Source organism: Streptomyces sp. NPDC092952 (assembly GCF_044754785.1).
Taxonomy (GTDB): domain Bacteria; phylum Actinomycetota; class Actinomycetes; order Streptomycetales; family Streptomycetaceae; genus Streptomyces.
Map to the genome: position 1 here is coordinate 1 of NZ_JBIVPT010000008.1, position 23,747 is coordinate 23,747.

Here is a 23,747-nt window from a genome sequence, read left to right on the forward strand (position 1 = left end):
CAGTTCCTCGCTTCCGCGATTCCCTTTCCGGCGGTTCCAACCTTACCAGACTCTTTTCCGTCCCGTTTCCGGTCCGAATTTGAATTCCGGTGACCTGTTGGAAGGTCTTTGCCTTTCGGCGGATCCGACTTTATCAGAGATTCTGAGTCGGAATTCCCGCCCTGTCCGGCTACAGCGCAGACACACAAGTGTGCGCGGCTGTTCCCGTTCAGGCGGAGCCGTAAACGTACTGGAGCGGGGCGCCCGATGCAAATCGGGGCCCCGCTCCCGTGTCCGTACCGGTCGGGGTCAGACCTCGACGACGACCGGGAGGATCATCGGCCGGCGGCGGTAGGTGTCGGAGACCCACTTGCCCACCGTGCGCCGGACGAGCTGCTGGAGCTGGTGCGGCTCCATCACGCCGTCCTGCGCGGACTTGTTGATCGCTTCCTCGATCTTCGGCGCGACGGCGTTGAACGCCGCGTCGTCGATGCCGGAGCCCCGGGCGTGGATATGGGGGCCGGCCACGATCTTGCCGGTGGAGCTGTCCACCACGATGAAGACCGAGATGATGCCCTCGTCCCCGAGGATGCGGCGGTCCTTCAGCGAGGTCTCGGTGACGTCGCCGACGGAGAGGCCGTCGACGTACACGTAGCCGGCCTGGACCTTGCCGACGATCTTTGCCCGGCCGTCGACCAGGTCGACGACGACGCCGTCCTCGGCGATCACGATGTGGTCCTTGGGCACTCCGGTGAGCGCGCCGAGTTCCGCGTTGGCCCGCAGGTGGCGCCATTCGCCGTGCACCGGCATCAGGTTCTTCGGGCGGCAGATGTTGTAGAAGTACAGCAGCTCGCCCGCCGAGGCGTGGCCCGAGACGTGGACCTTGGCGTTGCCCTTGTGGACGACGTTGGCACCCCAGCGCGTCAGGCCGTTGATCACGCGGTAGACCGCGTTCTCGTTGCCCGGGATCAGGGACGACGCGAGGATCACCGTGTCACCCGGGACGATCCGGATCTGGTGGTCACGGTTGGCCATCCGGGACAGCGCGGCCATCGGCTCGCCCTGGGAACCGGTGCACACCAGCACGACCTCGTCGTCCGGCAGGTCGTCGAGGGTCCGTACGTCGACGATCAGCCCCGCCGGGACGTTCAGATAGCCGAGGTCCCGGGCGATGCCCATGTTGCGGACCATGGACCGGCCGACGAAGGCGACCCTGCGGCCGTACTCGTGCGCCGCGTCGAGGATCTGCTGGATGCGGTGGACGTGGCTGGCGAAGCTCGCCACGATGATGCGCTTCTGGGCGTTGGCGAAGACCGTGCGCAGGACGTTGGAGATGTCGCGCTCGGGCGGTACGAAGCCGGGGACCTCCGCGTTCGTCGAGTCGGAGAGGAGGAGGTCGATGCCCTCCTCGCTCAGCCGGGCGAAGGCGTGCAGGTCGGTCAGGCGACCGTCCAGCGGGAGCTGGTCCATCTTGAAGTCGCCGGTCGCCACGGCCAGGCCCGCGGGGGTGCGGATGGCGACCGCGAGGGCGTCCGGAATCGAGTGGTTGACCGCGATGAACTCGCAGTCGAAGACGCCGATGCGCTCGCGCTGCCCCTCCGCCACCTCAAGGGTGTACGGACGGATGCGGTGCTCCTGGAGCTTCGCCTCGATGAGCGCGAGGGTCAGCTTGGAACCGATCAGCGGGATGTCCGGCTTCAGGCGCAGCAGGTACGGGACGCCGCCGATGTGGTCCTCGTGGCCGTGCGTGAGGACGATGCCCTCGATGTCGTCGAGGCGGTCCCTGATCGTCGAGAAGTCCGGCAGGATCAGGTCGACGCCGGGCTGCTCCTCCTCAGGGAAGAGGACGCCGCAGTCGACGATGAGCAGGCGGCCGCCGTACTCGAAGACCGTCATGTTGCGGCCGATCTCACCGAGGCCGCCGAGCGGGGTGACGCGCAGTCCGCCCTTCGGGAGCTTCGGCGGGGTGCCGAGTTCGGGATGCGGATGACTCAAAAGACTCTCCTTACCACGCACGCCACGTACCGCTTGGGCACGTGGCGCGCATGTCATTCGTGCACTTGCTGTTGTCTGGGGTGTCGTACTTGCGGATGTTCTTCGCTTATTCAGTTGTGAAGTCTGTGGTTACAGCTCTACCCCACCGGCCGCGAGATCGACCTTGAGCTGGGCCGTCTCCTGCTCGGTGAGCTCCACCAGAGGGAGGCGCAGCGGCCCCGCGGGGAGGCCTTGGAGGGCCAGCGCGGCCTTCGTGGTGATCACACCCTGGGTCCGGAACATGCCGGTGAAGACCGGGAGGAGCTTCTGGTGGATCTCGGTGGCCTTCTGGACGTCGCCGGTGGTGTGCGCCTCGATCAGGGCGCGCAGCTCGGGGGTGACGACATGGCCGACCACGGAGACGAAGCCGACGGCGCCGACCGAGAGGAGCGGCAGGTTGAGCATGTCGTCGCCGGAGTACCAGGCCAGGCCCGAGCGGGCGATGGCCCAGCTGGCGCGGCCGAGGTCGCCCTTGGCGTCCTTGTTGGCGACGATGCGCGGGTGCTCGGAGAGGCGTACGAGCGTCTCCGTGTCGATCGGCACTCCGCTGCGGCCGGGGATGTCGTAGAGCATCACCGGGAGGCCGGTGGCGTCCGCGATGGCCGAGAAGTGGCGGTGGAGCCCCTCCTGCGGCGGCTTGTTGTAGTACGGCGTCACCGCGAGGAGGCCGTGGGCGCCGGAGCGCTCGGCGGTGCGGGCGAGCTCGACGCTGTGCCGCGTGTCGTTGGTGCCGATGCCGGCGATGACGTGGGCCCGGTCCCCCACGGCTTCCAGGACCGCTCGTACGAGCTGGTCCTTCTCCGCGTCGCTGGTGGTCGGGGACTCACCGGTGGTGCCGTTGACGACCAGGCCGTCGTTGCCTGCGTCCACGAGATGGGTGGCGAGCCGCTGGGCGCCGTCGAGGTCGAGTGCGCCGTCCGCCGTGAAGGGCGTGACCATAGCGGTGAGGACCCGCCCGAAGGGGGCCTGCGGAGTGGAGATCGGAGCCATGGGTAACACGCTACTCGCTGCTCAGCCGGGACTGCCCCCTCGGGGCAGCCAGAAGGAGCCCGGCACTGCCTGCTCGGGGGTTCAAGCAGTGCCGGGTCCGTTTGATCAGCCTAGATGAACTTCATGAAACGCCGCAATACGGACACCGCTTACGGGGCGACCCGTCCGTTCTTGTTGAAGGCCGCGTGGGTGAGCGGCATCAGCCGGGCCCAGTGCTCCTCCATCTGCTCGCCGACCATCTCGATCTCGCGCTGCGGGAAGGACGGCACCTGGGCCAGCTCGTGCTGGGTGCGCAGGCCGAGGAAGTGCATCAGCGAGCGGGCGTTGCACGTGGCGTACATCGAGGAGAAGAGGCCGACGGGGAGCACGGAGCGGGCGACCTCGCGGGCCACTCCGGCGGCGAGCATCTCCTGGTACGCCTCGTAGGCCTGGCGGTAGGAGTCCTCCATGACCCGGCCGGTGAGCTCCAGCTGGGCCGCGGTGCCCTCGACGAACTCGTACTTGCCGGGGCGGCCCTGCTGGACCAGCCGGCGGGAGGCGTCGGGAACGTAGAAGACCGGCTGGAGCTCCCGGTAGCGGCCCGATTCCTCGTTGTACGACCAGCCGACGCGGTGGCGCATGAACTCCCGGAACACGAAGATCGGGGCGCTGATGAAGAAGGTCATCGAGTTGTGCTCGAACGGGCTGCCGTGGCGGTCGCGCATCAGGAAGTTGATGAGGCCCTTGGAGCGCTCCGGGTCCTTCGTGACCTCCTCCAGGGACTGCTCGCCGGCCGTGGAGACGCGGGCCGCGAACAGGACGTCGGCGTCGCCCGCGGCGTGTTTCACCAGCTCGACGGTGACATCACTGCGGAAGCTGGGCTTTGCGGGCTCGGGGGTCTCGGTCACCGGCGGGGTCCTTCCAATCGCGTCGCTCGGGCGGCGCCCACTCTACGGGCCGCCACTGACAAGCAGGTCGGAAGGGCCGTGCCGGGATTTCTTCGACGAAATCGGCGATTCGGGGCACCGATCGGCCCGTTCGCTCGTCTGACCTAATAGCAGCATCCACCGCACAGTTCAAGGAGATCCTCCTCATGTTCCGCCGGCGTGAATCCGTTCCGTTCTCGTTCGTGGCCGAGAGCGACCGATTCCGCAGTAATGTGACCCCGCCGCCGCGCGAGCGGCCCAGTGTCTCCCAGCTCACCGCCCGTTCCCTCGTGGGGTTGACGGTGATAGCCGGCCTGGTCGGGGCGGTGGTCCTCGGCCTGCCCGCGCTCAGCCCCGCCCAGGGGCCCACGCACACGGAACAGACCGAGGCCGCCCAGGGGCAGTGACACATACGGGCCCCCTGGGGTGGTCCGGCCGTGATCGTCTCGGTAGCCTCACCGGGCACAGCAATCGAGTGTGCTTGTGAGTGAGGATCAGACGTGCCCCTGCCCTTCCTGACGGCCGACCGCGCGTTTGACGCGCAGGCCGAGGACATCGCGCTGCCGTTCGACGACCACGACAGCTGGCGGCGTCCCTACCGTCCCGGTCCCTGGCGGGTCGCGGCCGCGGCCGGCGCGCTGCTGCTGGCGTCGTTCGTGCTGCTGGCAGGCATGATCATCGCCTTCGCCGCGGAGCTTCCGGGTGCGACGGTGTGCCTGGTGCTGGCTCTGGTGATCATCGCCTCCGCCCTGCGGCTGCTGCGGATGGGTACCTGGGTCAGCCGCCACGGCGTGCGCCGGGTCGGCTTCCTCAGCACGGTGACCGTGCCGTGGAACCGGGTCACCGCCGTCCGCACGGTGCAGCAGCCGGTCAAGTGGCTCGGCTTCCCGCGTACGGTCCAGGGGCAGGCGCTGCTCCTCGTACGTCAGGGGGGCGAGCCGGTACCGCCGCTGCTCACCGACAGCAACGCCGACTTCCTGACCCGGTCCGAGGCCTTCGACCGCGCGGCCGACACGGTCGAGGCCTGGGCGGACGAGTACCGGCCGGCCTGAGCCCCCGTACGACCGGAAGGCCCGGCCCCGCACCGCCCGATCAGGGCGTGCCGGGCCGGGCCTTCTCCGTGCCGTGCAGGGCGATGGCCCGCTGCATGGCCTTGCGGGCCCTCGGGGTGTCCCTGGCGTCCTGGTAGGCGACGGCCAGGCGGAACCAGCAGCGCCAGTCGTCCGGGGAGTCCTCGGTCTCCTCGCGGCGGCGGGCGAAGACCGCGTCGGCCGAATCGCGGTCGATCCGGCCGGACGCGGTGCGGACCAGTTCGTCGACCGGCAGGCCGCCCTCCGTGTCGAGCTGCGCGGCCAGCGCGTTGGCCCGGGAGACGAACTGGGTGTTCTTCCAGAGGAACCAGACCCCGATCACCGGCAGGATCAGCACCGCGACCCCGAAGGTGACCGTCAGCGGGGTGCCGTGCTCGATGAGCAGGAACCCGCGGCTGCCGACCAGGACGAAGTAGAAGACCAGGACGGCAGCGGTGACGAAATAGGTGATCTTTGCGCGCATGGCAGGGCTCAGTCAGTTCAGATCGAGGAAGTGTTCCAGGCCGAACGTGAGGCCGGGAGTGGTCACCACGCGGCGGGTGCCGAGCAGGATGCCCGGCATGAAGCTGCTGTGGTGCAGGGAGTCGTGGCGGATGGTGAGGGTCTCGCCCTCCCCGCCGAGCAGCACCTCCTGGTGGGCGAGCAGGCCCCGGAGCCGGACCGCGTGGACCGGTACGCCGTCGACGTCGGCGCCGCGGGCACCGTCCAGGGCCGTGGCGGTGGCGTCCGGCTGGTCGCCGAGGCCGGCCGCGCGGCGGGCCCCGGCGATCAGCTGGGCGGTGCGGGTGGCGGTGCCCGAGGGGGCGTCGACCTTGTTGGGGTGGTGCAGCTCGATGACCTCGACGGACTCGAAGTAGCGGGCGGCCTGCTCCGCGAACTTCATGGTGAGGACGGCGCCGATGGAGAAGTTCGGCGCGATGAGCACGCCGGTCGCCGGGGAGGCGGCGAGCCATCCGTTCAGCCGCGCGAGCCGTTCGTCGGTCCAGCCCGTGGTGCCGACGACGGCGTGGATGCCGTGCCGGACACAGAATTCGAGGTTGTCCATCACCGACGCGGGGGTGGTGAGCTCGACGACGGCCTGGGCCCCGGATTCCGTGAGGGTCTCCAGCGAGTCGCCCCGGCCGAGGGCGGCCACCAGCTCCATGTCGTCGGCGGCCTCGACGGCTCGTACCGCCTCGGAGCCGATCCGGCCCTTCGCGCCGAGAACGGCCACGCGCAGCTTGCTCATGTGCTCTGCTTCCTTAACGGGAGTGGACGGGTGGTGGGCGGTCCGCCCCGGCGGTCAGGAGACCGCTTCTTCGAGGCGGGCGACCTGCTTGTCCTTGAGCGGGCCGATGACCGAGAGGGAGGGGCGGCGCCCCAGGACCTCTGCCGCGACGGCGCGGACGTCGTCGGGGGTGACCCGCGCTATCCGGGCCAGCATGTCGTCGACCGACATCTGGTCCCCCCAGCACAGCTCGCTCTTGCCGATGCGGTTCATCAGCGCGCCGGTGTCCTCCAGGCCGAGCACGGTGGAACCGGAGAGCTGGCCGACCGCGCGGCCGATCTCCTCGTCGCTGAGCCCCTCGGAGACCACCCGGTCGAGCTCGTCCCGGCAGATGCTCAGGACATCGTGGACCTGGCTGGGGCGGCAGCCCGCGTACACGCCGAAGAGGCCGCAGTCGGCGAAGCCCGAGGTGTACGAGTACACGCTGTAGGCGAGGCCGCGCTTCTCCCGTACCTCTTGGAAGAGGCGGGAGCTCATGCCGCCGCCGAGGGCCGTGTTGAGCACGCCGAGCGCCCAGCGGCGGTCGTCGGTGCGGGCCAGGCCGGGGACGCCGAGGACGACATGGGCCTGCTCCGTCCTGCGGTTCAGCACCTCCATCCGGCCCGCGGTGCGCAGGGTGCGGGAGCCCTGGCGCGGGGCGACCGGGACGGCGTCGGTGCGGGAGAGCGCGCCGGCCCGTTCGAAGGCCCGGCGGACCTGGCGCACGACCGTGGCGTGGTCGATGTTGCCGGCGGCGGCGACGACCAGGTGCGTGGGGTCGTAGTGCTTCTTGTAGAAGCGGGCGATGCGGTCGCGGTCGAGCGCGTTGACGGTGTCGACGGTGCCGAGGACCGGGCGGCCGAGGGGGGTGTCGCCGAGCATGGTGTGCGCGAACAGGTCGTGCACGCAGTCGCCCGGGTCGTCCTCGGTCATCGCGATCTCTTCGAGGATGACGCCGCGCTCCGCGTCGACGTCCTCGGCGGTGATCAGCGAGCCGGTCAGCATGTCGCAGACCACGTCGATGGCCAGCGGCAGGTCGGTGTCGAGGACCCGCGCGTAGTAGCAGGTGTACTCCTTCGCCGTGAAGGCGTTCATCTCGCCGCCGACCGCGTCGATCGCGGCGGAGATGTCGAGGGCGCTGCGCTCGGCGGTGCCCTTGAAGAGGAGGTGTTCGAGGTAGTGCGTCGCGCCGTTCAGCGAGGGGGTCTCGTCGCGGGAACCGACGTTGGCCCAGATGCCGAAGGTGGCGGAGCGTACGGAGGGCAGGGTCTCGGTGACGACCCGGAGGCCGCCGGGGAGCACGGTACGGCGGACCGTTCCGGCGCCGTTGCTGCCCTTGAGAAGCGTTTGGGTACGGGCGACGGCCCGCGCCCCAGAGGAGGCGCGGGCCGTCGTCACGGAACTACGGGACGTCACTTGGCGGCGTCGTCCTTCTTCTCGTCGTCCTCGCCCTCGATGACCGGGACGAGGGAGAGCTTGCCGCGCGAGTCGATCTCGGCGATCTCGACCTGGACCTTGGTCCCGACACCGAGCACGTCCTCGACGTTCTCCACGCGCTTGCCACCGGCGAGCTTGCGGATCTGCGAGATGTGCAGCAGGCCGTCCTTGCCCGGCATGAGGGAGACGAAGGCACCGAAGGTGGTGGTCTTGACGACCGTACCCAGGTAGCGCTCGCCGACCTCCGGCATGGTCGGGTTGGCGATCGAGTTGATCGTGGCGCGGGCGGCCTCGGCGGCCGGGCCGTCGGCGGCACCGATGTAGATGGTGCCGTCGTCCTCGATCGTGATGTCGGCGCCGGTGTCCTCCTGGATCTGGTTGATCATCTTGCCCTTGGGGCCGATGACCTCACCGATCTTGTCCACCGGGATCTTGACGGTGATGATCCGCGGGGCGTTCGGGGACATCTCGTCCGGAACGTCGATCGCCTCGTTCATCACGTCGAGGATGTGCAGACGCGCGTCGCGGGCCTGCTTCAGCGCGGCGGCCAGGACCGAGGCGGGGATGCCGTCGAGCTTGGTGTCGAGCTGGAGCGCGGTCACGAACTGCTTGGTGCCGGCGACCTTGAAGTCCATGTCGCCGAAGGCGTCCTCCGCACCGAGGATGTCGGTGAGGGCGACGTAGTGGGTCTTGCCGTCGATCTCCTGGGAGATCAGGCCCATGGCGATACCGGCGACGGCGGCCTTGAGCGGCACACCGGCGTTCAGCAGCGACATGGTGGAGGCGCAGACCGAGCCCATGGACGTCGAGCCGTTGGAGCCCAGCGCCTCGGAGACCTGGCGGATCGCGTAGGGGAACTCCTCGCGCGACGGCAGCACCGGCACGATGGCGCGCTCGGCGAGCGCGCCGTGGCCGATCTCGCGGCGCTTGGGCGAGCCCACGCGGCCGGTCTCACCGACGGAGTACGGCGGGAAGTTGTAGTTGTGCATGTAGCGCTTGCGGGTCACCGGCGAGAGGGTGTCCAGCTGCTGCTCCATGCGGAGCATGTTGAGGGTGGTGACGCCCAGGATCTGGGTCTCGCCACGCTCGAACAGCGCGGAACCGTGCACCCGCGGGATGGCCTCGACCTCGGCGGCGAGCGTACGGATGTCCGTGACGCCGCGGCCGTCGATGCGGACCTTGTCCTTGATGACGCGCTCGCGGACCAGCTTCTTGGTCAGCGCGCGGTAGGCGGCGGAGATCTCCTTCTCGCGGCCCTCGAAGGCCGGGAGGAGCTTCTCGGCGGCGATCTCCTTGACGCGGTCCAGCTCGGCCTCGCGGTCCTGCTTGCCCGCGATGGTGAGCGCCTGGGCCAGCTCGGACGTCACGGCGGCGGCGAGCGCCTCGAAGACGTCGTCCTGGTAGTCCAGGAAGACCGGGAAGTCGCCGGTGGGCTTGGCGGCCTTGGCGGCGAGGTCCGACTGGGCCTTGCAGAGGACCTTGATGAAGGGCTTCGCGGCTTCCAGACCGGCGGCGACGACCTCCTCGGTCGGGGCCTCGGCGCCGTCCTTGACGAGCTGGATGGTCTTCTCGGTGGCCTCGGCCTCGACCATCATGATCGCGACGTCGCCGTCCTCCAGGACGCGACCGGCGACGACCATGTCGAAGACGGCGTCCTCGAGCTCGGTGTGCGTCGGGAAGGCGACCCACTGGCCCTTGATCAGGGCGACACGGGTGCCGCCGACCGGGCCGGAGAAGGGCAGGCCGGCCAGCTGCGTGGAGCAGGAGGCGGCGTTGATCGCGACCACGTCGTACAGGTGGTCGGGGTTGAGCGCCATGATCGTCTCGACGATCTGGATCTCGTTGCGCAGGCCCTTCTTGAAGGACGGGCGCAGCGGGCGGTCGATCAGGCGGCAGGTGAGGATCGCGTCCTCGGAGGGGCGGCCCTCCCGGCGGAAGAAGGAGCCGGGGATCTTGCCGGCGGCGTACTGCCGCTCCTCGACGTCCACCGTGAGGGGGAAGAAGTCGAGCTGGTCCTTGGGCCGCTTGGAAGCGGTCGTGGCCGACAGCACCATCGTGTCGTCGTCCAGGTACGCGACGGCGGAGCCGGCGGCCTGCTTGGCCAGGCGGCCCGTCTCGAAGCGGATGGTGCGGGTGCCGAAGGTGCCGTTGTCGATGACGGCCTCGGCGTAGTGGGTCTCGTTCTCCACTAGCGTTTTCTCCGTTACGTATCGTCTTCGCGTCCCCGAGCCCGTGTGGCGGGGGGACGGTTGCGGAGAAGCCCTCCATCGGCGGGCCGGTCTTCGATCGAAGCACCCGGGTCGATCAGTCCGGGGGCCACTACCGAGGACCGGCGGCGGGGAGGTCTGCTTCTCGCTCGTCTGTCGGTCGTTCTCCGACCAGGTTACTGAGAATCGGTTCCGCTTGGCATCACGGCCGGGCGGACGGGTCCGTCACGTGCCGTGCGCGTGCGGTGTACGCACAAGCGTGCGTACGGCAAAGGGAGCGGCCCCCCTCAGTGGTGGGAACCGCTCCCTTCACGGCGACTTACTTGGCGCCGGCCGCACCGCGGCGGATGCCGAGGCGCTCGACCAGGGCGCGGAAGCGCTGGATGTCCTTCTTGGCCAGGTACTGCAGGAGGCGGCGGCGCTGGCCGACCAGGATCAGCAGACCACGGCGGGAGTGGTGGTCGTGCTTGTGGACCTTCAGGTGCTCCGTCAGGTCCGAGATGCGACGGGAGAGCATCGCGACCTGGACCTCGGGGGAACCGGTGTCACCCTCCTTGGTGGCGAACTCGGCCATGATCTGCTTCTTCGTAGCGGCGTCGAGCGACACGCGGTACTCCTCTTTTGGTGTTCGATGCGCCCGCGAGTGCCCCTGGTCCGTTCTCAGGGGGGCTTCCATGACTCGGGAGCGAAGGTCCGATGAGCGCAGCTCCCAGGAAGATCCGGGAGGGCGTACACAAACGGCCGTCACACAGCGTACCAGTCCGGCGGAGCCGGTACGGCCGGTGCAGGTGCGACGGGTGGTGGTGCGGGTCAGCCGGTGAGTGCCCGGACGGCGTGGTAGAGGTCGAAGACGGCGAGGCAGAGCGGGATCAGGGTCAGGAGCACCGCCGCCTCCGCGATCTCCAGGAAGCGGCCCCAGAAGGGGGTGACCCCCTTGCGCGGGACGATCAGTCCGATGGCGGTGACCAGCGCGGCGGCGCCCGCGACGGCGGCGGCGAGCCAGACCGTCCGGATGTCGAGCGCGGAGCCGTCCCCCGCGACGGCGTCGCGCACGATCCCGGCCGGCGGGTGGAGGGACAGGCCGAGGCCCAGGAGCACGAGCGCGCCGAGCCCCGCCGCCAGCACGCAGCCGACCTGGACCGTGTAGCGGAACAGGTGGGAGCGCATCAGCATGGCGGTCCCGGTGGCGAGCGCCAGCAGCTGCCCCCAGACGTCGTCCGAGAACCCGAGGACGGCCGCGGCGCCCACGGCCACCAGCGCGCAGCCGCCGACCAGGCCGACGAGCAGCTCGTGGCCGCGCCGCGCCTGGGCGGCGACGCGGCCGGCGTCGACGGGGCCCTGCGGGGCCGGCTCGGACGCCCCGTAGTCGCCGGCGGTGGTGCGGGGCGGCTCGAAGCCGATGGGGAGGCGGGCGAACCGGGTGGAGAGACCGGGCAGGAAGGCAAGGACGCCCACGGAGAACGGAGCGCACACCGCCGCGGTCTCGACGGGCTCCAGGCCGGCGACGATCGCGGCGAAGGTCGCCAGCACGCCGACGGCGGCGGCGAACACGAACGCGACGAAGAGTCCGTCCCCGCCCGGGGCGGCGATCATGAGGACCACCGCGGCCACCAGTACGGCGGCGCAGGCGAGCAGGAACTGGAGCCTGCCGACGCCCTGCCCCTCGCCGAGCGGCAGCAGCCCGGCCCCGGAGACCGCGGCGTTCGCGAGGGCGCCGATCCCCAGTGCCGTGCACGAGCCCCGGTCGTCGTACACCCGGGCGCGCACGCAGGCGAGCGCGAGGGCGAGTACGGCGACGATCCCGGCGAGAACGCCCGGCAGCCCGTGCATGTCGTGCCGGAGGCCGGAGTTCCACAGGACGAAGGCGAGCAGGGCCAGCAGGAGCGAGCCCGCGAAGAGTCCGGCACCGCGCATGGGGCCGTCGCCCCAGAGGGTGCGGTCGCGGGCGACGGCGGTGGCGACCGCGTCGGAGACGTCGTCGAAGACCGCGGGGGGCAGCGACTCGGCGAAGGGGCGCAGGGAGAGCAGTTCGCCGTCGAGGATGCGCTGGCCGGCCAGGGTGCGCCCGCCGTCGAGGACGGTGCCGTCGCGGCGCACCAGGTGGTAGCCGACCGGGGCGCCCCGGTCGGGGCTCTGCCCGGACAGCCGGAGGATCTCCGGGTACAGGTCGGCCACGGCGATGTCCTCGGGCAGCGCCACGTCGACGCGGCCGTCGGGTGCGACGACCGTGACCCGGCAGAAGCCGGTTCCGTCGCCTCCTGGAGCGGGCCTCGTCCGCCCGGTGGCCGCCGTCTGGGCCGTCACAGTCACCTGATGTTCCCCCTCGTCACCTTCCGCGACCGGCCGGGGCCGCGGGCCTCGCCGGAGTCGTCCCCGTCCGGCGCCGTACACCGGCCCACCGGGGCCCGGGGCGCCCTCGCGCCTCGAACGGCCGATTCCTTGCGGTAGTTGCAGAAATTAGCGAATGCTTACACGCGTTGCGACACCCTATCGCTCCCGGCGCCCCGCCGTACGCCGTGGACTCCTCCTCCGGACGGAGCCCTCCGCCGCGGGACCTCGACACGAACAGCTCTGTCCGGTAAGGGAATTGGTGATCCGTGAGCCAGATCGTCGTCAAGCGCCCGCCCAGGGCGCTGCCCTCCCGGGTTCCGGACGGCCAGGTGCAGTTGCAATCACCTCCGGAGCTGCCGCGCGGCCAGCAGGAGGGGGTGATGATGCAGTTGCTGCCGATGCTCGGCATGGGCGGTTCCGTGGTCTTCTTCTTCATGACCCCGAACCCGATCATGCGGATCATGGGCATGATCATGATCGCCTCGACCGTCGCCATGGCGGTCGCGATGATGGTCCGCTTCCGGCGGGGGACCCAGGGGCACCTCGCCGACCTGCGGCGCGACTACCTGAAGTACCTGACGCAGACCAGACGCACCGTGCTGAGCACGGCCCGCGTCCAGCGCGACGCGCAGTTCTACCTCCACCCGTCTCCGGACCAGCTGTGGGCGCTCGTCGCGGAGGGCAGCCGGGTCTGGGAGCGGCGCCCGGGCGACGCAGACTTCGCGCAGGTACGGATCGGGCTGGGCAGTCAGGAGCTCGCCACGCCGCTCGTCGCGCCCGACACGGCGCCGGTCGACGAGCTGGAGCCGCTCACCGCGGGGGCGATGCAGCAGTTCCTGACCGTCCACAGCACCCTGGACGGACTGCCCATGGCGGTCTCGCTGCGTGCCTTCTACCACCTGACGATCAGCGGCGAGGCGGAGTCCGTCCGTTCGACCGCCCGCGCGATGGTCGGCTCGCTCGCCTCGCTGCACTCCCCCGAGGACCTGGTCGTCGCCGTCGCGGCGGGCCCGGGCGCCGCCCCGCGCTGGGAGTGGGTGAAGTGGCTTCCGCACGCGCAGGCGCCGGGCCTCGTCGACGGTGCCGGCGTCCGCCGTCTGATCGCCACGAGCGTCGGGGAGCTGGAGGAGATGCTCGCTCCCCGGCTCGACGGGCGGCCCCGCTTCCAGCCCGACGGCCAGCCGCTCGTGGACCAGCCGCATGTCGTCGTCGTGCTCGACGGCCGGTCCGTGTCGCCGGTGTCCGCGCTGGCCGCGGCCGAGGGCCTCCAGGGCGTGACGGTCGTCGAGCTCGTGCCGGGTGAGCCCGACGGGGCGCGTGGCGGCCTGTCCGTCGTGGTCCGCCCCGATCTGCTCCGGCTGGAGTCCGGGCACGGGCTGGTCTACGACGGCGTCCCCGACCTGCTCGGCCAGGAGGCGGCCGAGGCGCTGGCCCGGCAGCTGGCACCGCTCCACGTGGCCTCCGGCGGGGACGACGACGAACCACTTCTCGCCAATCTCGAGTTCACCGATCTGCTGAACCTCGGTGACGCGGCCTCGATCGATGTCGGGAGGACCTGGCGCACCCGTTCCCAGGCGGAGCGGCTGCGCGTCCCGATCGGCGTCGGCGAGGACGGCGGCCCCGTGATGCTGGACCTCAAGGAGGCGGCGCAGGAGGGCATGGGGCCGCACGGCCTGTGCGTCGGCGCCACCGGCTCCGGCAAGTCCGAGCTGCTGCGCACGCTCGTGCTCGGCCTCGCCGTCACCCACACCTCGGAGACGCTCAACTTCGTCCTCGCGGACTTCAAGGGCGGCGCCACCTTCGCCGGTATGGCCCAGATGCCCCATGTCGCGGCGGTGATCACCAACCTCGCGGACGATCTGACGCTGGTCGACCGCATGGGCGACTCCATCAGCGGCGAGCTCAACCGCCGGCAGGAGATGCTGCGCGACGCGGGCAACTACGCCAACATCCACGACTACGAGAAGGCGCGCGCGGCGGGCGCCCCGCTGGAGCCCATCCCCTCCCTCGTCCTGGTCATCGACGAGTTCAGCGAACTGCTCACCGCCAAGCCCGACTTCATCGAGATGTTCGTGCAGATCGGCCGCATCGGCCGTTCGCTGGGCGTCCACCTGCTGCTGGCCTCGCAGCGCCTGGAGGAGGGGCGGCTGCGCGGTCTGGAGACCTATCTGTCGTACCGGATCGGTCTGCGTACGTTCTCGGCGGGCGAGTCGCGGGCGGCGCTGGGGGTGCCGGACGCCTACCACCTGCCCAACGTGCCCGGGTCCGGGTACCTGAAGTACGGCACGGACGAGATGGTGCGCTTCAAGGCTGCGTACGTCTCCGGTGTGTACCGCTCGGGCGGGCGGCCCGCCGTGTCCTCCGGTCCGCTGCCGGTGGACCGCAGGCCGGTGGTGTTCACGGCGGCTCCGGTGCCGGTGCGGTACGTGCGGCCGGACCCGCTGCCGGGCGCCTCCGTGCCCGACGCGCGCACGTCGGAGGACGACGCCCTGGCGGACACGGTGCTCGATGTGATCGTGCGCAGGCTGGAGGGGCGCGGGGCCTCGGCCCACCAGGTGTGGCTGCCCCCGCTGGACAACCCGCCGTCGCTGGACGACCTGCTCCCGGGCCTCGCCCCGGTGGAGAGGCGCGGGCTGACCCGGCCCGGGTTCGAGGGTTCGGGGCGTCTCGTCGTACCGCTCGGCGTGGTCGACAAGCCGTACGAGCAGCGGCGCGACACCCTCTACCGGGACTTCTCCGGTGCGGCGGGGCACATGCAGATCATCGGTGGTCCGCAGTCCGGGAAGTCCACACTGCTGCGGACACTCGTCGCGGGCTTCGCGCTCACCCACACGCCCCAGGAGGTCCAGTTCTACGGGCTCGACTTCGGTGGCGGTTCCCTGGCCTCGGTCTCCGGCCTGCCGCACGTCGGCGGAGTCGCCTCCCGGCTCGACCCCGAGCGGGTGCGGCGCACGGTCGCCGAGGTGTACGGGATCATGGCGCGGCGCGAGGAGTACTTCCGCAGCGCCGGGGTCGACTCGATCGCCACCTTCCGCAGGCTGCGGGCGCGCGGCGGCATCTCGGCCGTGGACCAGCCGTGGGGCGACGTGTTCCTGCTCGTCGACGGCTGGGGCAGCTTCCGTACCGACTACGAGGGCCTGGAACCGGCGGTGCTGGACATCGCGGCGCGCGGCCTCGGGTACGGCATCCACCTGGTCGTCACGGCGTCGCGCTCCATGGAGGTCCGGGCCGGTCTCAAGGACCATCTGATGAACCGGCTCGAACTGCGGCTCGGTGACGTCATGGACTCCGAACTGGACCGGAAGGCCGCGGTCAATGTGCCCGCCGGTGTGCCCGGCCGCGGTCTCACCCCGGAGAAGCTGCACTTCATGGCCGCGGTGCCGCGGATCGACTCCATCAACTCCGACAGCGACCTCGCCGAGGCGACGGCGGCCATGAACCGGGAGGTGGCCCGGCACTGGACCGCGGCGCCCGCCCCGGCGGTCCGGCTGCTGCCCCGCGAACTCCCGGCGGGCTCGCTGCCGGCGGGCCACGCCCATCCGGAGCGGGGCGTCGCGTTCGCCATCGACGAGAACAGCCTGGAGCCGGTCTTCCTCGACTTCGACCGCGATCCGTTCTTCCTGGTGTTCGGCGAGAGCGAGTCCGGCAAGTCCAATCTGCTGCGGCTCCTCATCAGGCAGCTGTCCGAGAGGTACGACGGGAACAGCTGCAAGTTCTTCGTCATCGACAACCGGCGAGCGCTCCTGGACGCCACCCCCGCGACGCATCTGGCGGAGTACGTGCCCATGTCCAACAACATGGAGCACCATGTGGACGCGCTGTACAACCTGATGCAGCGCCGTACGCCGTCGCCCGACGTCACGGCGGAGGAACTGCGCGCGCGCAGCTGGTGGAGCGGTCCGACGGTGTACGTGGTCGTCGACGACTACGACCTGGTCTCCACGTCCAGCGGGAACCCGCTGGCCAAGCTCACGGAGATGCTGCCGTTCGCACGGGACGTCGGTGTCCGGTTCATCATCGCCCGCTCCACGGCGGGGGCGGGACGCGCACTGTACGAGTCGTTCATGCAGCGTGTCATGGAGCTGGGCACACAGGGCCTGATGCTCTCCGGCGACCCCGCCGAAGGGGATGTCCTGGGCAGCGTACGACCGCGTCCGATGCCCCCGGGGCGCGGCGTCCTCGTCACCCGTCGACGCGGTAATCCGCTGGTGCAGACGGGGCTCGTGGACGGGCAGCGGTAGGAACGGCGAACCGGGGTGGGCACCTCCCGTGCGTGCCCACCCCGGCCTGTGCTCCGGCGGGCGCTACTCGAAGTTGGCCCTCGCCCGCTTGTCGCCGGCGTGGTAAGAGGCGCCGGCTTCGCGCACCTTGCGCGAGATCTCGCTCAGGGCGTTGTGGATGGCCGTGGCGTCGTTGTCCCAGCCCCTCTGAGCGGTGTCGTAGGCGCTCTTGGCCTCGCCCACCCAGAGTTCGGACACATTGGCGATCATCCGCTTGATCGACGCGAGGTCCTCCTCCAACTGCTTGCTCTGCCGGTCGATGGCGCCGGCGGCGAGGTCCAGGCTCGCGTAAGTGACAACCATCGTGCCGTCGTTGTTCGACATGCGGTCCTCCCGTTTCGTCAAGGTTCGGTGTGAAGACGCCCTGCCGGGCGCGGAGTGGGCCGGGTCAGAAGTTGTTGAGGTTCGAGGTCCTGGCCTCTGCGACCGCGTCGCCCGAGTAGCCGCCGACGACATCGACGCCCTGCAGCGCCTGCTTGACCTCTTCCTCGGTGTTGCCGGAAATGGTGCGCGCCGCCTCGATGGCCTCCTGGAAGTTCAGGAGGCGACGGGCGATGCTGACCATTCGCCGGTTGATCTCCTCCTGCTTCGCGTTGAAGGCACCGGCCCCGATGCCCTTCCAGCGGCCCTCAAGGCCGTCGATCGTTCCTTGCAACGTCTTCAACTGGCTTTTCACCGAGTCGAATCGCGTGGTGAGCTCGCCCTCCAGCTTGCGGAGCGCGGCATCCGAGAGTTTCTGGTCGGCCATGGTTCGGCTTCCTTCCTGGTGCTCTGTTTCGGCCCGCCGGCTCTGCTCGCCGGTGGGTGCGGATGGAGACGTACGGCCGGTCAGGAGGTGCGGCGCCTGCGGGCGAGCACGAAGGCCCCGCCGCCGGCTACGGCCACCGCCGCCGCCCCGCCGAGGAGCAGGCCGAGCGAGCCGCCACCGCTCTTCTCGTCGCCGACTCCCGCCGCAACGGGATCGTCGGCCTTCTCCTTCTCCCCGGGCCGCGCCGAGCCCGGCGCGGAGGCGGCCGGGGAGGCGGCCGGGGAGGCCGTGGAACCGGACGTCTTCTCCTTGGTGAGGGGACTGATGTCCGGGGGGCCGGGGTCTCCCTTGCCCTTGAGGATGTTGACGGCCGGCCTGATGATTCCGTGGCCGAGATAATTACTGAGAGTTCCCTTTTCCCAGTCGCCCCGCCCGGCTGTGTCGAAGAGGACGTTGAGAACTTGGTTGGCCGTCCAGTCGGGGTGGGCGGACCAGATCAGGGCAGCCGAGGCTGACGTGATGGCAGTGGCTGCGCTGGTGCCGCCGTTGCCGTCGCAGTAGCCTCGGAATTTTCCGTCACACCAATACGGGATGCCATCTGCGGGAGCGGCGATATCTACGCTACTCCCGTGCTGAGAGTACGCAGAAGCCTTGCCGGTTCTGTCAGTTGCGGCGACACCAACCACCTGCGGATACGAAGCGGGAAATTGTTCCTTGTTGCCCTTCTCAGCGTTGTTTCCAACTCCTGCGAAGAATAGCTTCCCCTTACTTTCTGCGTATTCAACCGCCACCCGCTCTTCCCGCCCTGGGAAATCGCTCGCAAAAGACATGCTGATGATCTGCGCATCGCTGTCCGCTGCAGCCCGGATGGCGTCCGCAGTGTCGTGAGCGTTCACCGATTTCTTATTCTGGAGATCTGTATTGGTGATTCGCATCGGAATAATCTTCGCACCCGGAGCGAGGCCTTTCAGGCCCCCGCCCTTACCCGTTCCGGCGATCAACTCAGCCATGGTGGTGCCATGCCCGTTGTAGTCGTCGTACTCGTCACCGTCGGCACCTGTAGCGTCCAATCCCTTCAGGACCTGGCCCTTCAGGGACGGAGTCGACGGGTTGACCCCGGTGTCGATGACAGCAACCTTGATGCCCTCGCCCGTGGTGACCTTCCACATCTCCTCCGCACGCATGGCGCTGAGGTACCACTGCTTCGATTGCACGTCTGCAGCCGCCACAGAAGGGGCAGCCCCCGCAAATCCTGCATTCCAGGCAGCGACCACAGCCATCGTGCCAAGCAGACGTCCTCGCAATCCGACAGGCATTCGGCGCTTCCGGGTCTGGCTCATTCCTGCTGCCATCCTGACTTCCGAACCTTCCCTCTACCTACTCGATCACCGGGGGTGCAGCTCCACGCCGTCCGGCCTCCCACGTCTCTCTGTCTTCCACCAGGTAGTGCGGGCGTGGGGCGCCGCCGTCCTGGTCCTCGTCATTGGAGTCCCGTCTCCCAGCCGGACCACGTACGAGGCCCGCGCCTCCCGCCGTGAAGCCCCTGGAACCCGGACCGGATCCGGCAGCGCTGCGAGGTGTGCCCACGACGCCCTTCAAACCGGGAGTCCCATGCCTGCCAGGTCGAGTCGCAGTGTTGGGTCCGCCGGCTCCGATCACCGTGCCGCGCGGAACACCGCGAGTGCCGCCAGCCGAGTCCGTGCCCGGAGTGGTGCGCTGTGGGGTCCCACCCACAATGGCCCTGGCACGATCAGCAAGCGGACCAGGGGACTTGGAGGCATTTGCAGGACCACCTGTCATGGGCCTGCCTCCAGTCACGCTGGGCCGACCAGCAGCGGGTGGCTGGCTTCCGCCTCCGCCAGGGCGACCGGCCGTGCCTGATCCCGGGCCACCGCCGATGGGAGCCGGACTCCCAACCGGAGCTCCAGTGCGCCCGGTCGTCGTAGGCCCGCTGCTCGTGGGTCCGCTCCTTCCGGGCTGCGCAATTGTTCTGGGCAGCCCGGTTGGTGGAGTGGAACGTCGGGAGCCACCTGCCACAGGATTCACAAACTCCCTCGCCATGGGCGGATTCGGACCTGTATTCGGGCCCGTAGCATTTGCGGTCGGCGGCGCGGGGGGCGTGTCGGGAACCGTCACGGGGGCTGGTGGCGCCTTCACACTGTCGATCTCAGTCGAAGTGCTTGTGTCGGGCGCTGGTGCAGTTCCGAGTGACTCGATTGCCGCTCGATTGCCTGTGACGCCCGAGGTGCCTCCATCAGCCGTGTCAGCGCGCTCCGAGTGGCCCTGTGTCGGACTGACCCCCAATCGCCCGGAACCTGCCGATGAGCCCTCGGAGCTGGGATATTCCCGGACGTCGCCCTGCGGACGCGGCATCGCCACATCGAGTCTCTTCTCGAACCGAGGCGGTGCCTGCTTCGCAAGCGCCTCCTCCGAGACCGCGTAGTACGACGCCAGCCGGTTCGCCTGGTTGATGGCCTCCTGGCGGTGCTTCTCGGCCTTGACCGCGGCAACGTACTCCGGGTTGCCGTCGATCCGCTTCGGGGTCTCGATCTCCTCGACGGACTGGGGGACCAGACGGGTGTCGCGTGGGGGCAGGGACTTGCGTACCGAGGCGAGGCCAGCGCCCGCGACCGTGATCTGGATTCCGGTGGCCTCCGCGAAGTCGCCCAGTTTCAGGGCATGGGCGACCAGGCCCTTTCCCCAGTCGCGGAAGGCGGTTCCGGACTCGCCCTCCCAGTCGACGGCCTTGATGAAGTCGCCCAGCTCGTTCGCGGCCCTGTCGATGGCCCGCCTGGCGGTCAGGAGTGCCTCGCCCGCCTTCTCCAGGTTCTCCGGGTCGGAGTTCTCGATCAGGTCGATCAGCGTGTTGAGCTCGTGGCCCTCGAACGACGTCCGGCCCGAGGTACCGGAACGGCCGGAACCGAACGATTCCATGACGCCCTGGACCTGGCGGTTGACGTCAGCGGCGATCAACTCGTTCTGGACGCGCTGCTGGTCCCGCGCGCGTTGCTCCCCGGAGGTCGGTTCCGGCAGCCTGCCCTCGCCCATCAGTCGTCCCCCAAGTCGTCGTAGGCGGAACCGGACCTGCTGTCGGAGCGTGGCTGTTCGGGCTTCCCGGACCTCTCCCCGTCGGCCTTCTCCTGCCCCTTGTCCAGGCGTGCCTGGATCTCGTAGAAACGGCGCCTGACCTCGTCGTCCACGTTGTCGAAGCCGACCGACGCCGCGTGCACGCCCAGGCTCAGGTACTCGATCTGGTCGCCGAGCGTCCGGGAGAGCGCGACGAGCTCCTCGTGGACGCGGTTGTACTGGGTGTGCAGCCCGTCCGCCTCCGCGAAGCAGGTGTTCCGGCCGCTCAGGGCGGACCGTGACACCTTCTGCGCCGCGATCCTCGACCGGCCGGCCGCCGAACCCTCCAGCTCGGCGAGCAGCGTGTCGACACGTCTTCTGAACTTCTCCAGCGCGCCCACACCACGCCGGAGGTCGCCTGAACCGGTCACGGCCCCGTCCTCCCCGTTTCCCCGTCCGGTCCGGACCACCACTCGTTGCTTTCGCACTCAAGTGAACGGTGTCCGGCCCCGTTTCCGTGCACCCTAGCCACTGGCTACGACATGGCCGCCCTTCTCGCCCGTCACGTGGCGTCCATGGAACTGTTTCCGGCCGAAAATCGAGCGGACCGTCGGCGGGCGTCGCGCACGGCCACGGCGACGCCCGCAGCCGCGGCGACCAGCACGGCGGTGCCCACCATCACGTAGGTCGCCAGGCGGGCATTGCGCTCGTCCGCCGTCTCACCCAGCTGGAGTTCGGCCGGTGTCGGAGCTTCGCCCCTGCTCACGCCCTCGTGTGCCACCGGACGCTCGATGGGCTTCTCGTCCTCCGTCAGGGCGCGCACCGGGTCGACGACGCCCCAGCCCACCAGGTGGTCGTGGCCCGCCACCGAGCGTTCCGCCGTCTGCTGGATCTGGGCGACGATCTGTCGCCGCGTCCAGTCCCGGTGCTTGGCCTTGATGAGGGCGGCGACCCCGGCGACGTACGGGGCCGAGAAGCTGGTTCCGTTGTCGGCGCAGTGTCCGCCGCCGGGGACCGTCGAGACGATGTCCACACCGGGGGCGGCCACACCCACGAAGTCGCCGGACTGCGAGAAGGGCGCCCGCTCGTTGTTGCGGTCCGACGCGGCCACGGCCAGGACTCCCGCGTACGAGGCCGGGTACGTCTCCTTGACGTTGCCGCCGAGCCCGTCGTTGCCCGCGGAGGCGACGACCACGACCTCCTTGGCCAGGGCCGCGTCCACCGCCTGTTCCAGAACGCTCTCGGGCTCCACGGCGTTGGCCGTGTCCTGGGAGATGTTGATGACGTCCGCGTGGGCGACGTCGGTGGCGTAGCGGATGGCGTCGGCCAGTGTCCTGGCCGTTCCGTTGCCCTCGGCGTCGTTCTGCTGGATCGGGATGATCGTCGCGTCCGGGGCCAGGCCGGTGAAGCCGGTGCCCTTCGCCTCGCGCGCGGCGATGATCCCGGCGACCTTGGTGCCGTGCCCGACCCGGTCGGTGGTGCCGTCCTCCCTGCCCCGCTCGGCCTTGCCGCCGTTCTCGTCCTTGAGGTCCCGCGGCAGGAAGTTGTGGCCGCTCCGCACGTCCACCGCCCCCTTGAGCTGGGGGTTCCTGATGTCCACGCCGGTGTCGATGACGGCCACCCGCACCCCCTTGCCGGTGGACTGCTTCCACAACTCGTCCAGCAGGACGCGCTGCAGCGCCCAGGGGCGGCCCGCGTACTTCTTCGAGGGGAAGGTGCACCGGGTGGAGTCCTCCGCCACCGCGGTCGACGTCGGCAGTACGAGGAGCAGGACGGCGGTGGCGGCCGCCGCCGCCAGTGGGCGCCGGTACGCGAAGGGACGCTTCGTCATGTGCGCACGCCCCTCAGGAACCCTGTGGCTGGCGGGCCGCACCGGTGGACAGCCGTGGTCCGGTGGGCAGGAACGAGGACCAGGCCGCCGGGACGGGGGCGGGCACGACGTCCTTGTATCCGAGCCGGTTCTGCGCCTGCTGCGCCTCCTGCTGCCGCTGCGCCCGCTGCTCCTTCGTGCCCGATTCGCCGATGCCGGAGTCGTCCTCCACCCCGTCCCCGTTGGACTGCATGGCGTACCGCAGGCCGGTGTCGGTGACCAGGAAGAGGGGTCCGGATCCGGCGCCGGAGCCCTTGAACTGCCGGAAGAGCTGGCCGGATCCGGGCGTCACGTAGGCGCTGCTGGAACCGGTGGGGAGCGTCGCGGGAAAGCGCGTGCCCGCCCATGTGCCGAGGGTGGTGGCGCCGTTCTTCCCGTCGACACCGCGCAGCACGTTGCACACGGTGTTGCGGCTGCCGGCCGAAGCACTCGCGGAGTTGACCGGCTTCGGGGCCCGCGTGGGCCAGTCCAGGTCCCGTGCGAACGGCTCGCCCGGTTCGAACGCCCCCGCGCTGACCGGCCGCTCCTTGCCGTTCTGGCCGAGGCCGACCAGGGTCCGGCTGCTGAGCAGGAGCTTCGCGACGAAGTCCGAGACGGGGGCGACCCGGCCGGGCAGGACCACGTACTGCTGGGTCCTCGTGCCGGACGTCGCCGCGAGGACCATGCCCACCTTGTTCGCCCCGGGGGGCAGCTCCCCCCTCGCTCCCGCGCCCGATCCGGGGTTCCCGGGGAGGACCGGGAAGTCGATCGCGTCCCCGGTGTGCAGGGTGGCCAGCCACGAGGCGGAGACCCGTTGGGGGGTGCGGCGGTCGCCCACCAGGGTGCGCAGCAGCAGCTCGTCCTTCTTCACCTCGTACGCCCGGCCCGCGGCGTCCACGATGTAGCGGGTCCGGTCCGGCCCCGGTCCCTCGACGTACATCAGTTCGCCGCCGCGGAGCCGGCCCTTGCCCTCGACCCTGCCCCGGTCGCGCTCGGCGAGGACGAACGCCGCCTTCTGGATGGCCCGGTCGCCCCCGCCGGGCCGCTCGCAGACGGCCCATCGCTTCTTCGCACCGGCTTCGGCCCCGTCCGGCAGCCGGTCGGGGGCGTACGGGATGCCGAGCGTGGCGCCGTGCGGGATCCTGCCGCTGTCGAGAACCGATTCGTCGACCTTGATGACGTTGCCCTTGCCCGGTTCGAGCAGCAGCCTGGCGGAGGACATGTTCAGCACCGGGTGGAGCTGCGCCCTGCCGTCGGTCCTGAGGACCACGTAGCGCGTGGTGGACTTGCTGGCGATGATGACGTTCTCGTAGGGGGTGTCCCAGTTCTGGGGCGCCACCGGTCTGAACATGCCCCAGGCCCCGAACGCCGCGATGACGACCACACCGACGACCGCGCCGGGCAGCACCGCGCGCAGCGGGCGCGGTGCGCCCTCCTCCGAGCCGCTCGGTCCGGGCTGCAGGAACTGTGCGATCAACCGCCGCTTCGCGAATGTGTAGGCATTGAGTTCATCCCGTCGCGATGCCATCTGCCCGCCGCCCCCTCTTCCCCGGTGAACGACAAGGTTCCCACACGCACCATGAC

General features: G+C 70.0%; 19 protein-coding genes. 4 read left to right on the top strand and 15 right to left on the bottom strand.

Annotated elements, in window-relative coordinates:
- Positions 1-288: 288 nt before the first annotated feature.
- The 3 genes from ACIQGQ_RS20220 to thyX form a co-directional block, all read right to left on the bottom strand.
- Entirely contained in the window at positions 289-1,974 is a 1,686-nt protein-coding gene (locus ACIQGQ_RS20220) for a ribonuclease J (protein WP_402397719.1), read from the bottom strand.
- A 129-nt stretch (positions 1,975-2,103) separates the two neighbouring features.
- Entirely contained in the window at positions 2,104-3,003 is a 900-nt protein-coding gene (gene dapA, locus ACIQGQ_RS20225) for a 4-hydroxy-tetrahydrodipicolinate synthase (protein ID WP_366295867.1), read from the bottom strand.
- 149 nt (positions 3,004-3,152) lie between these two features.
- On the bottom strand, positions 3,153-3,890 hold the full coding sequence (gene thyX, locus ACIQGQ_RS20230; protein WP_352276458.1) for an FAD-dependent thymidylate synthase: 738 nt from the start codon (positions 3,888-3,890) through the stop codon (positions 3,153-3,155).
- Between the two features lie 185 nt (positions 3,891-4,075).
- Between thyX and ACIQGQ_RS20235 the strand changes: the two genes are divergently transcribed.
- Together ACIQGQ_RS20235 and ACIQGQ_RS20240 are read left to right on the top strand one after the other, a co-directional pair.
- Entirely contained in the window at positions 4,076-4,315 is a 240-nt protein-coding gene (locus tag ACIQGQ_RS20235; protein WP_402397723.1) for a hypothetical protein, read from the top strand.
- Positions 4,316-4,408: 93 nt separating this feature from the next.
- On the top strand, positions 4,409-4,960 hold the full coding sequence (locus ACIQGQ_RS20240; RefSeq protein ID WP_402397725.1) for a hypothetical protein: 552 nt from the start codon (positions 4,409-4,411) through the stop codon (positions 4,958-4,960).
- A 40-nt stretch (positions 4,961-5,000) separates the two neighbouring features.
- Here the strand turns inward: ACIQGQ_RS20240 and ACIQGQ_RS20245 are convergent, their stop codons facing one another.
- The 6 genes from ACIQGQ_RS20245 to eccD form a co-directional block, all read right to left on the bottom strand.
- A complete protein-coding gene (locus ACIQGQ_RS20245) occupies positions 5,001-5,462 on the bottom strand; it encodes a hypothetical protein (protein ID WP_402397727.1) in 462 nt (153 codons plus the stop codon).
- Positions 5,463-5,474: 12 nt separating this feature from the next.
- Positions 5,475-6,227: a 4-hydroxy-tetrahydrodipicolinate reductase gene (gene dapB, locus ACIQGQ_RS20250; RefSeq protein ID WP_402397730.1), complete on the bottom strand. Its 753-nt coding sequence runs from the start codon at positions 6,225-6,227 to the stop codon at positions 5,475-5,477.
- Positions 6,228-6,281: 54 nt separating this feature from the next.
- On the bottom strand, positions 6,282-7,661 hold the full coding sequence (locus ACIQGQ_RS20255; RefSeq protein ID WP_402397732.1) for a M16 family metallopeptidase: 1,380 nt from the start codon (positions 7,659-7,661) through the stop codon (positions 6,282-6,284).
- Positions 7,658-9,871 carry a polyribonucleotide nucleotidyltransferase gene (locus ACIQGQ_RS20260; protein ID WP_366295878.1) on the bottom strand — a complete coding sequence of 738 codons (2,214 nt, stop codon included), beginning with the start codon at positions 9,869-9,871 and terminating at the stop codon, positions 7,658-7,660. The genes ACIQGQ_RS20255 and ACIQGQ_RS20260 overlap by 4 nt, the downstream gene beginning before the upstream one ends.
- A 337-nt stretch (positions 9,872-10,208) precedes the next feature.
- Positions 10,209-10,496, bottom strand: coding sequence for a 30S ribosomal protein S15 (rpsO, locus tag ACIQGQ_RS20265; protein WP_352276449.1), 288 nt, complete (start codon positions 10,494-10,496; stop codon positions 10,209-10,211).
- A 203-nt stretch (positions 10,497-10,699) separates the two neighbouring features.
- Positions 10,700-12,199, bottom strand: coding sequence for a type VII secretion integral membrane protein EccD (eccD, locus tag ACIQGQ_RS20270; RefSeq protein ID WP_402397736.1), 1,500 nt, complete (start codon positions 12,197-12,199; stop codon positions 10,700-10,702).
- Between the two features lie 287 nt (positions 12,200-12,486).
- On the opposite strand from eccD, the gene eccCa reads away from it, so the two are divergent.
- Positions 12,487-16,461, top strand: a complete 3,975-nt coding sequence (gene eccCa, locus ACIQGQ_RS20275) for a type VII secretion protein EccCa (protein ID WP_402397739.1) — start codon at positions 12,487-12,489, stop codon at positions 16,459-16,461.
- Between the two features lie 63 nt (positions 16,462-16,524).
- On the opposite strand, the gene ACIQGQ_RS20280 is transcribed toward eccCa, so the two are convergent.
- From ACIQGQ_RS20280 to ACIQGQ_RS20290, 3 genes are all read right to left on the bottom strand, one after another.
- The gene (locus ACIQGQ_RS20280; protein ID WP_402398300.1) at positions 16,525-16,824 is read right to left on the bottom strand and encodes a WXG100 family type VII secretion target; all 300 of its coding nucleotides are present in this window, start codon (positions 16,822-16,824) and stop codon (positions 16,525-16,527) included.
- Between the two features lie 64 nt (positions 16,825-16,888).
- The gene (locus tag ACIQGQ_RS20285) at positions 16,889-17,248 is read right to left on the bottom strand and encodes a WXG100 family type VII secretion target (RefSeq protein ID WP_402397741.1); all 360 of its coding nucleotides are present in this window, start codon (positions 17,246-17,248) and stop codon (positions 16,889-16,891) included.
- Between the two features lie 80 nt (positions 17,249-17,328).
- On the bottom strand, positions 17,329-18,600 hold the full coding sequence (locus tag ACIQGQ_RS20290) for a S8 family serine peptidase (RefSeq protein WP_402397743.1): 1,272 nt from the start codon (positions 18,598-18,600) through the stop codon (positions 17,329-17,331).
- Between the two features lie 1,132 nt (positions 18,601-19,732).
- Here ACIQGQ_RS20290 and ACIQGQ_RS20295 point away from each other — a divergent pair.
- Positions 19,733-20,320, top strand: coding sequence for a hypothetical protein (locus ACIQGQ_RS20295; RefSeq protein ID WP_402397745.1), 588 nt, complete (start codon positions 19,733-19,735; stop codon positions 20,318-20,320).
- On the opposite strand, the gene ACIQGQ_RS20300 is transcribed toward ACIQGQ_RS20295, so the two are convergent.
- The 3 genes from ACIQGQ_RS20300 to eccB all read right to left on the bottom strand — a co-directional run bounded on the left by ACIQGQ_RS20300 (position 20,296) and on the right by eccB (position 23,691).
- A complete protein-coding gene (locus ACIQGQ_RS20300; RefSeq protein WP_402397748.1) occupies positions 20,296-20,745 on the bottom strand; it encodes a hypothetical protein in 450 nt (149 codons plus the stop codon). The two genes, ACIQGQ_RS20295 and ACIQGQ_RS20300, sit on opposite strands and share 25 nt — an antisense overlap.
- Positions 20,746-20,876: 131 nt before the next feature.
- Positions 20,877-22,145 carry a type VII secretion-associated serine protease mycosin gene (gene mycP / locus ACIQGQ_RS20305; RefSeq protein ID WP_402397751.1) on the bottom strand — a complete coding sequence of 423 codons (1,269 nt, stop codon included), beginning with the start codon at positions 22,143-22,145 and terminating at the stop codon, positions 20,877-20,879.
- Between the two features lie 13 nt (positions 22,146-22,158).
- On the bottom strand, positions 22,159-23,691 hold the full coding sequence (gene eccB / locus ACIQGQ_RS20310; protein ID WP_402397754.1) for a type VII secretion protein EccB: 1,533 nt from the start codon (positions 23,689-23,691) through the stop codon (positions 22,159-22,161).
- Positions 23,692-23,747: the final 56 nt, after the last annotated feature.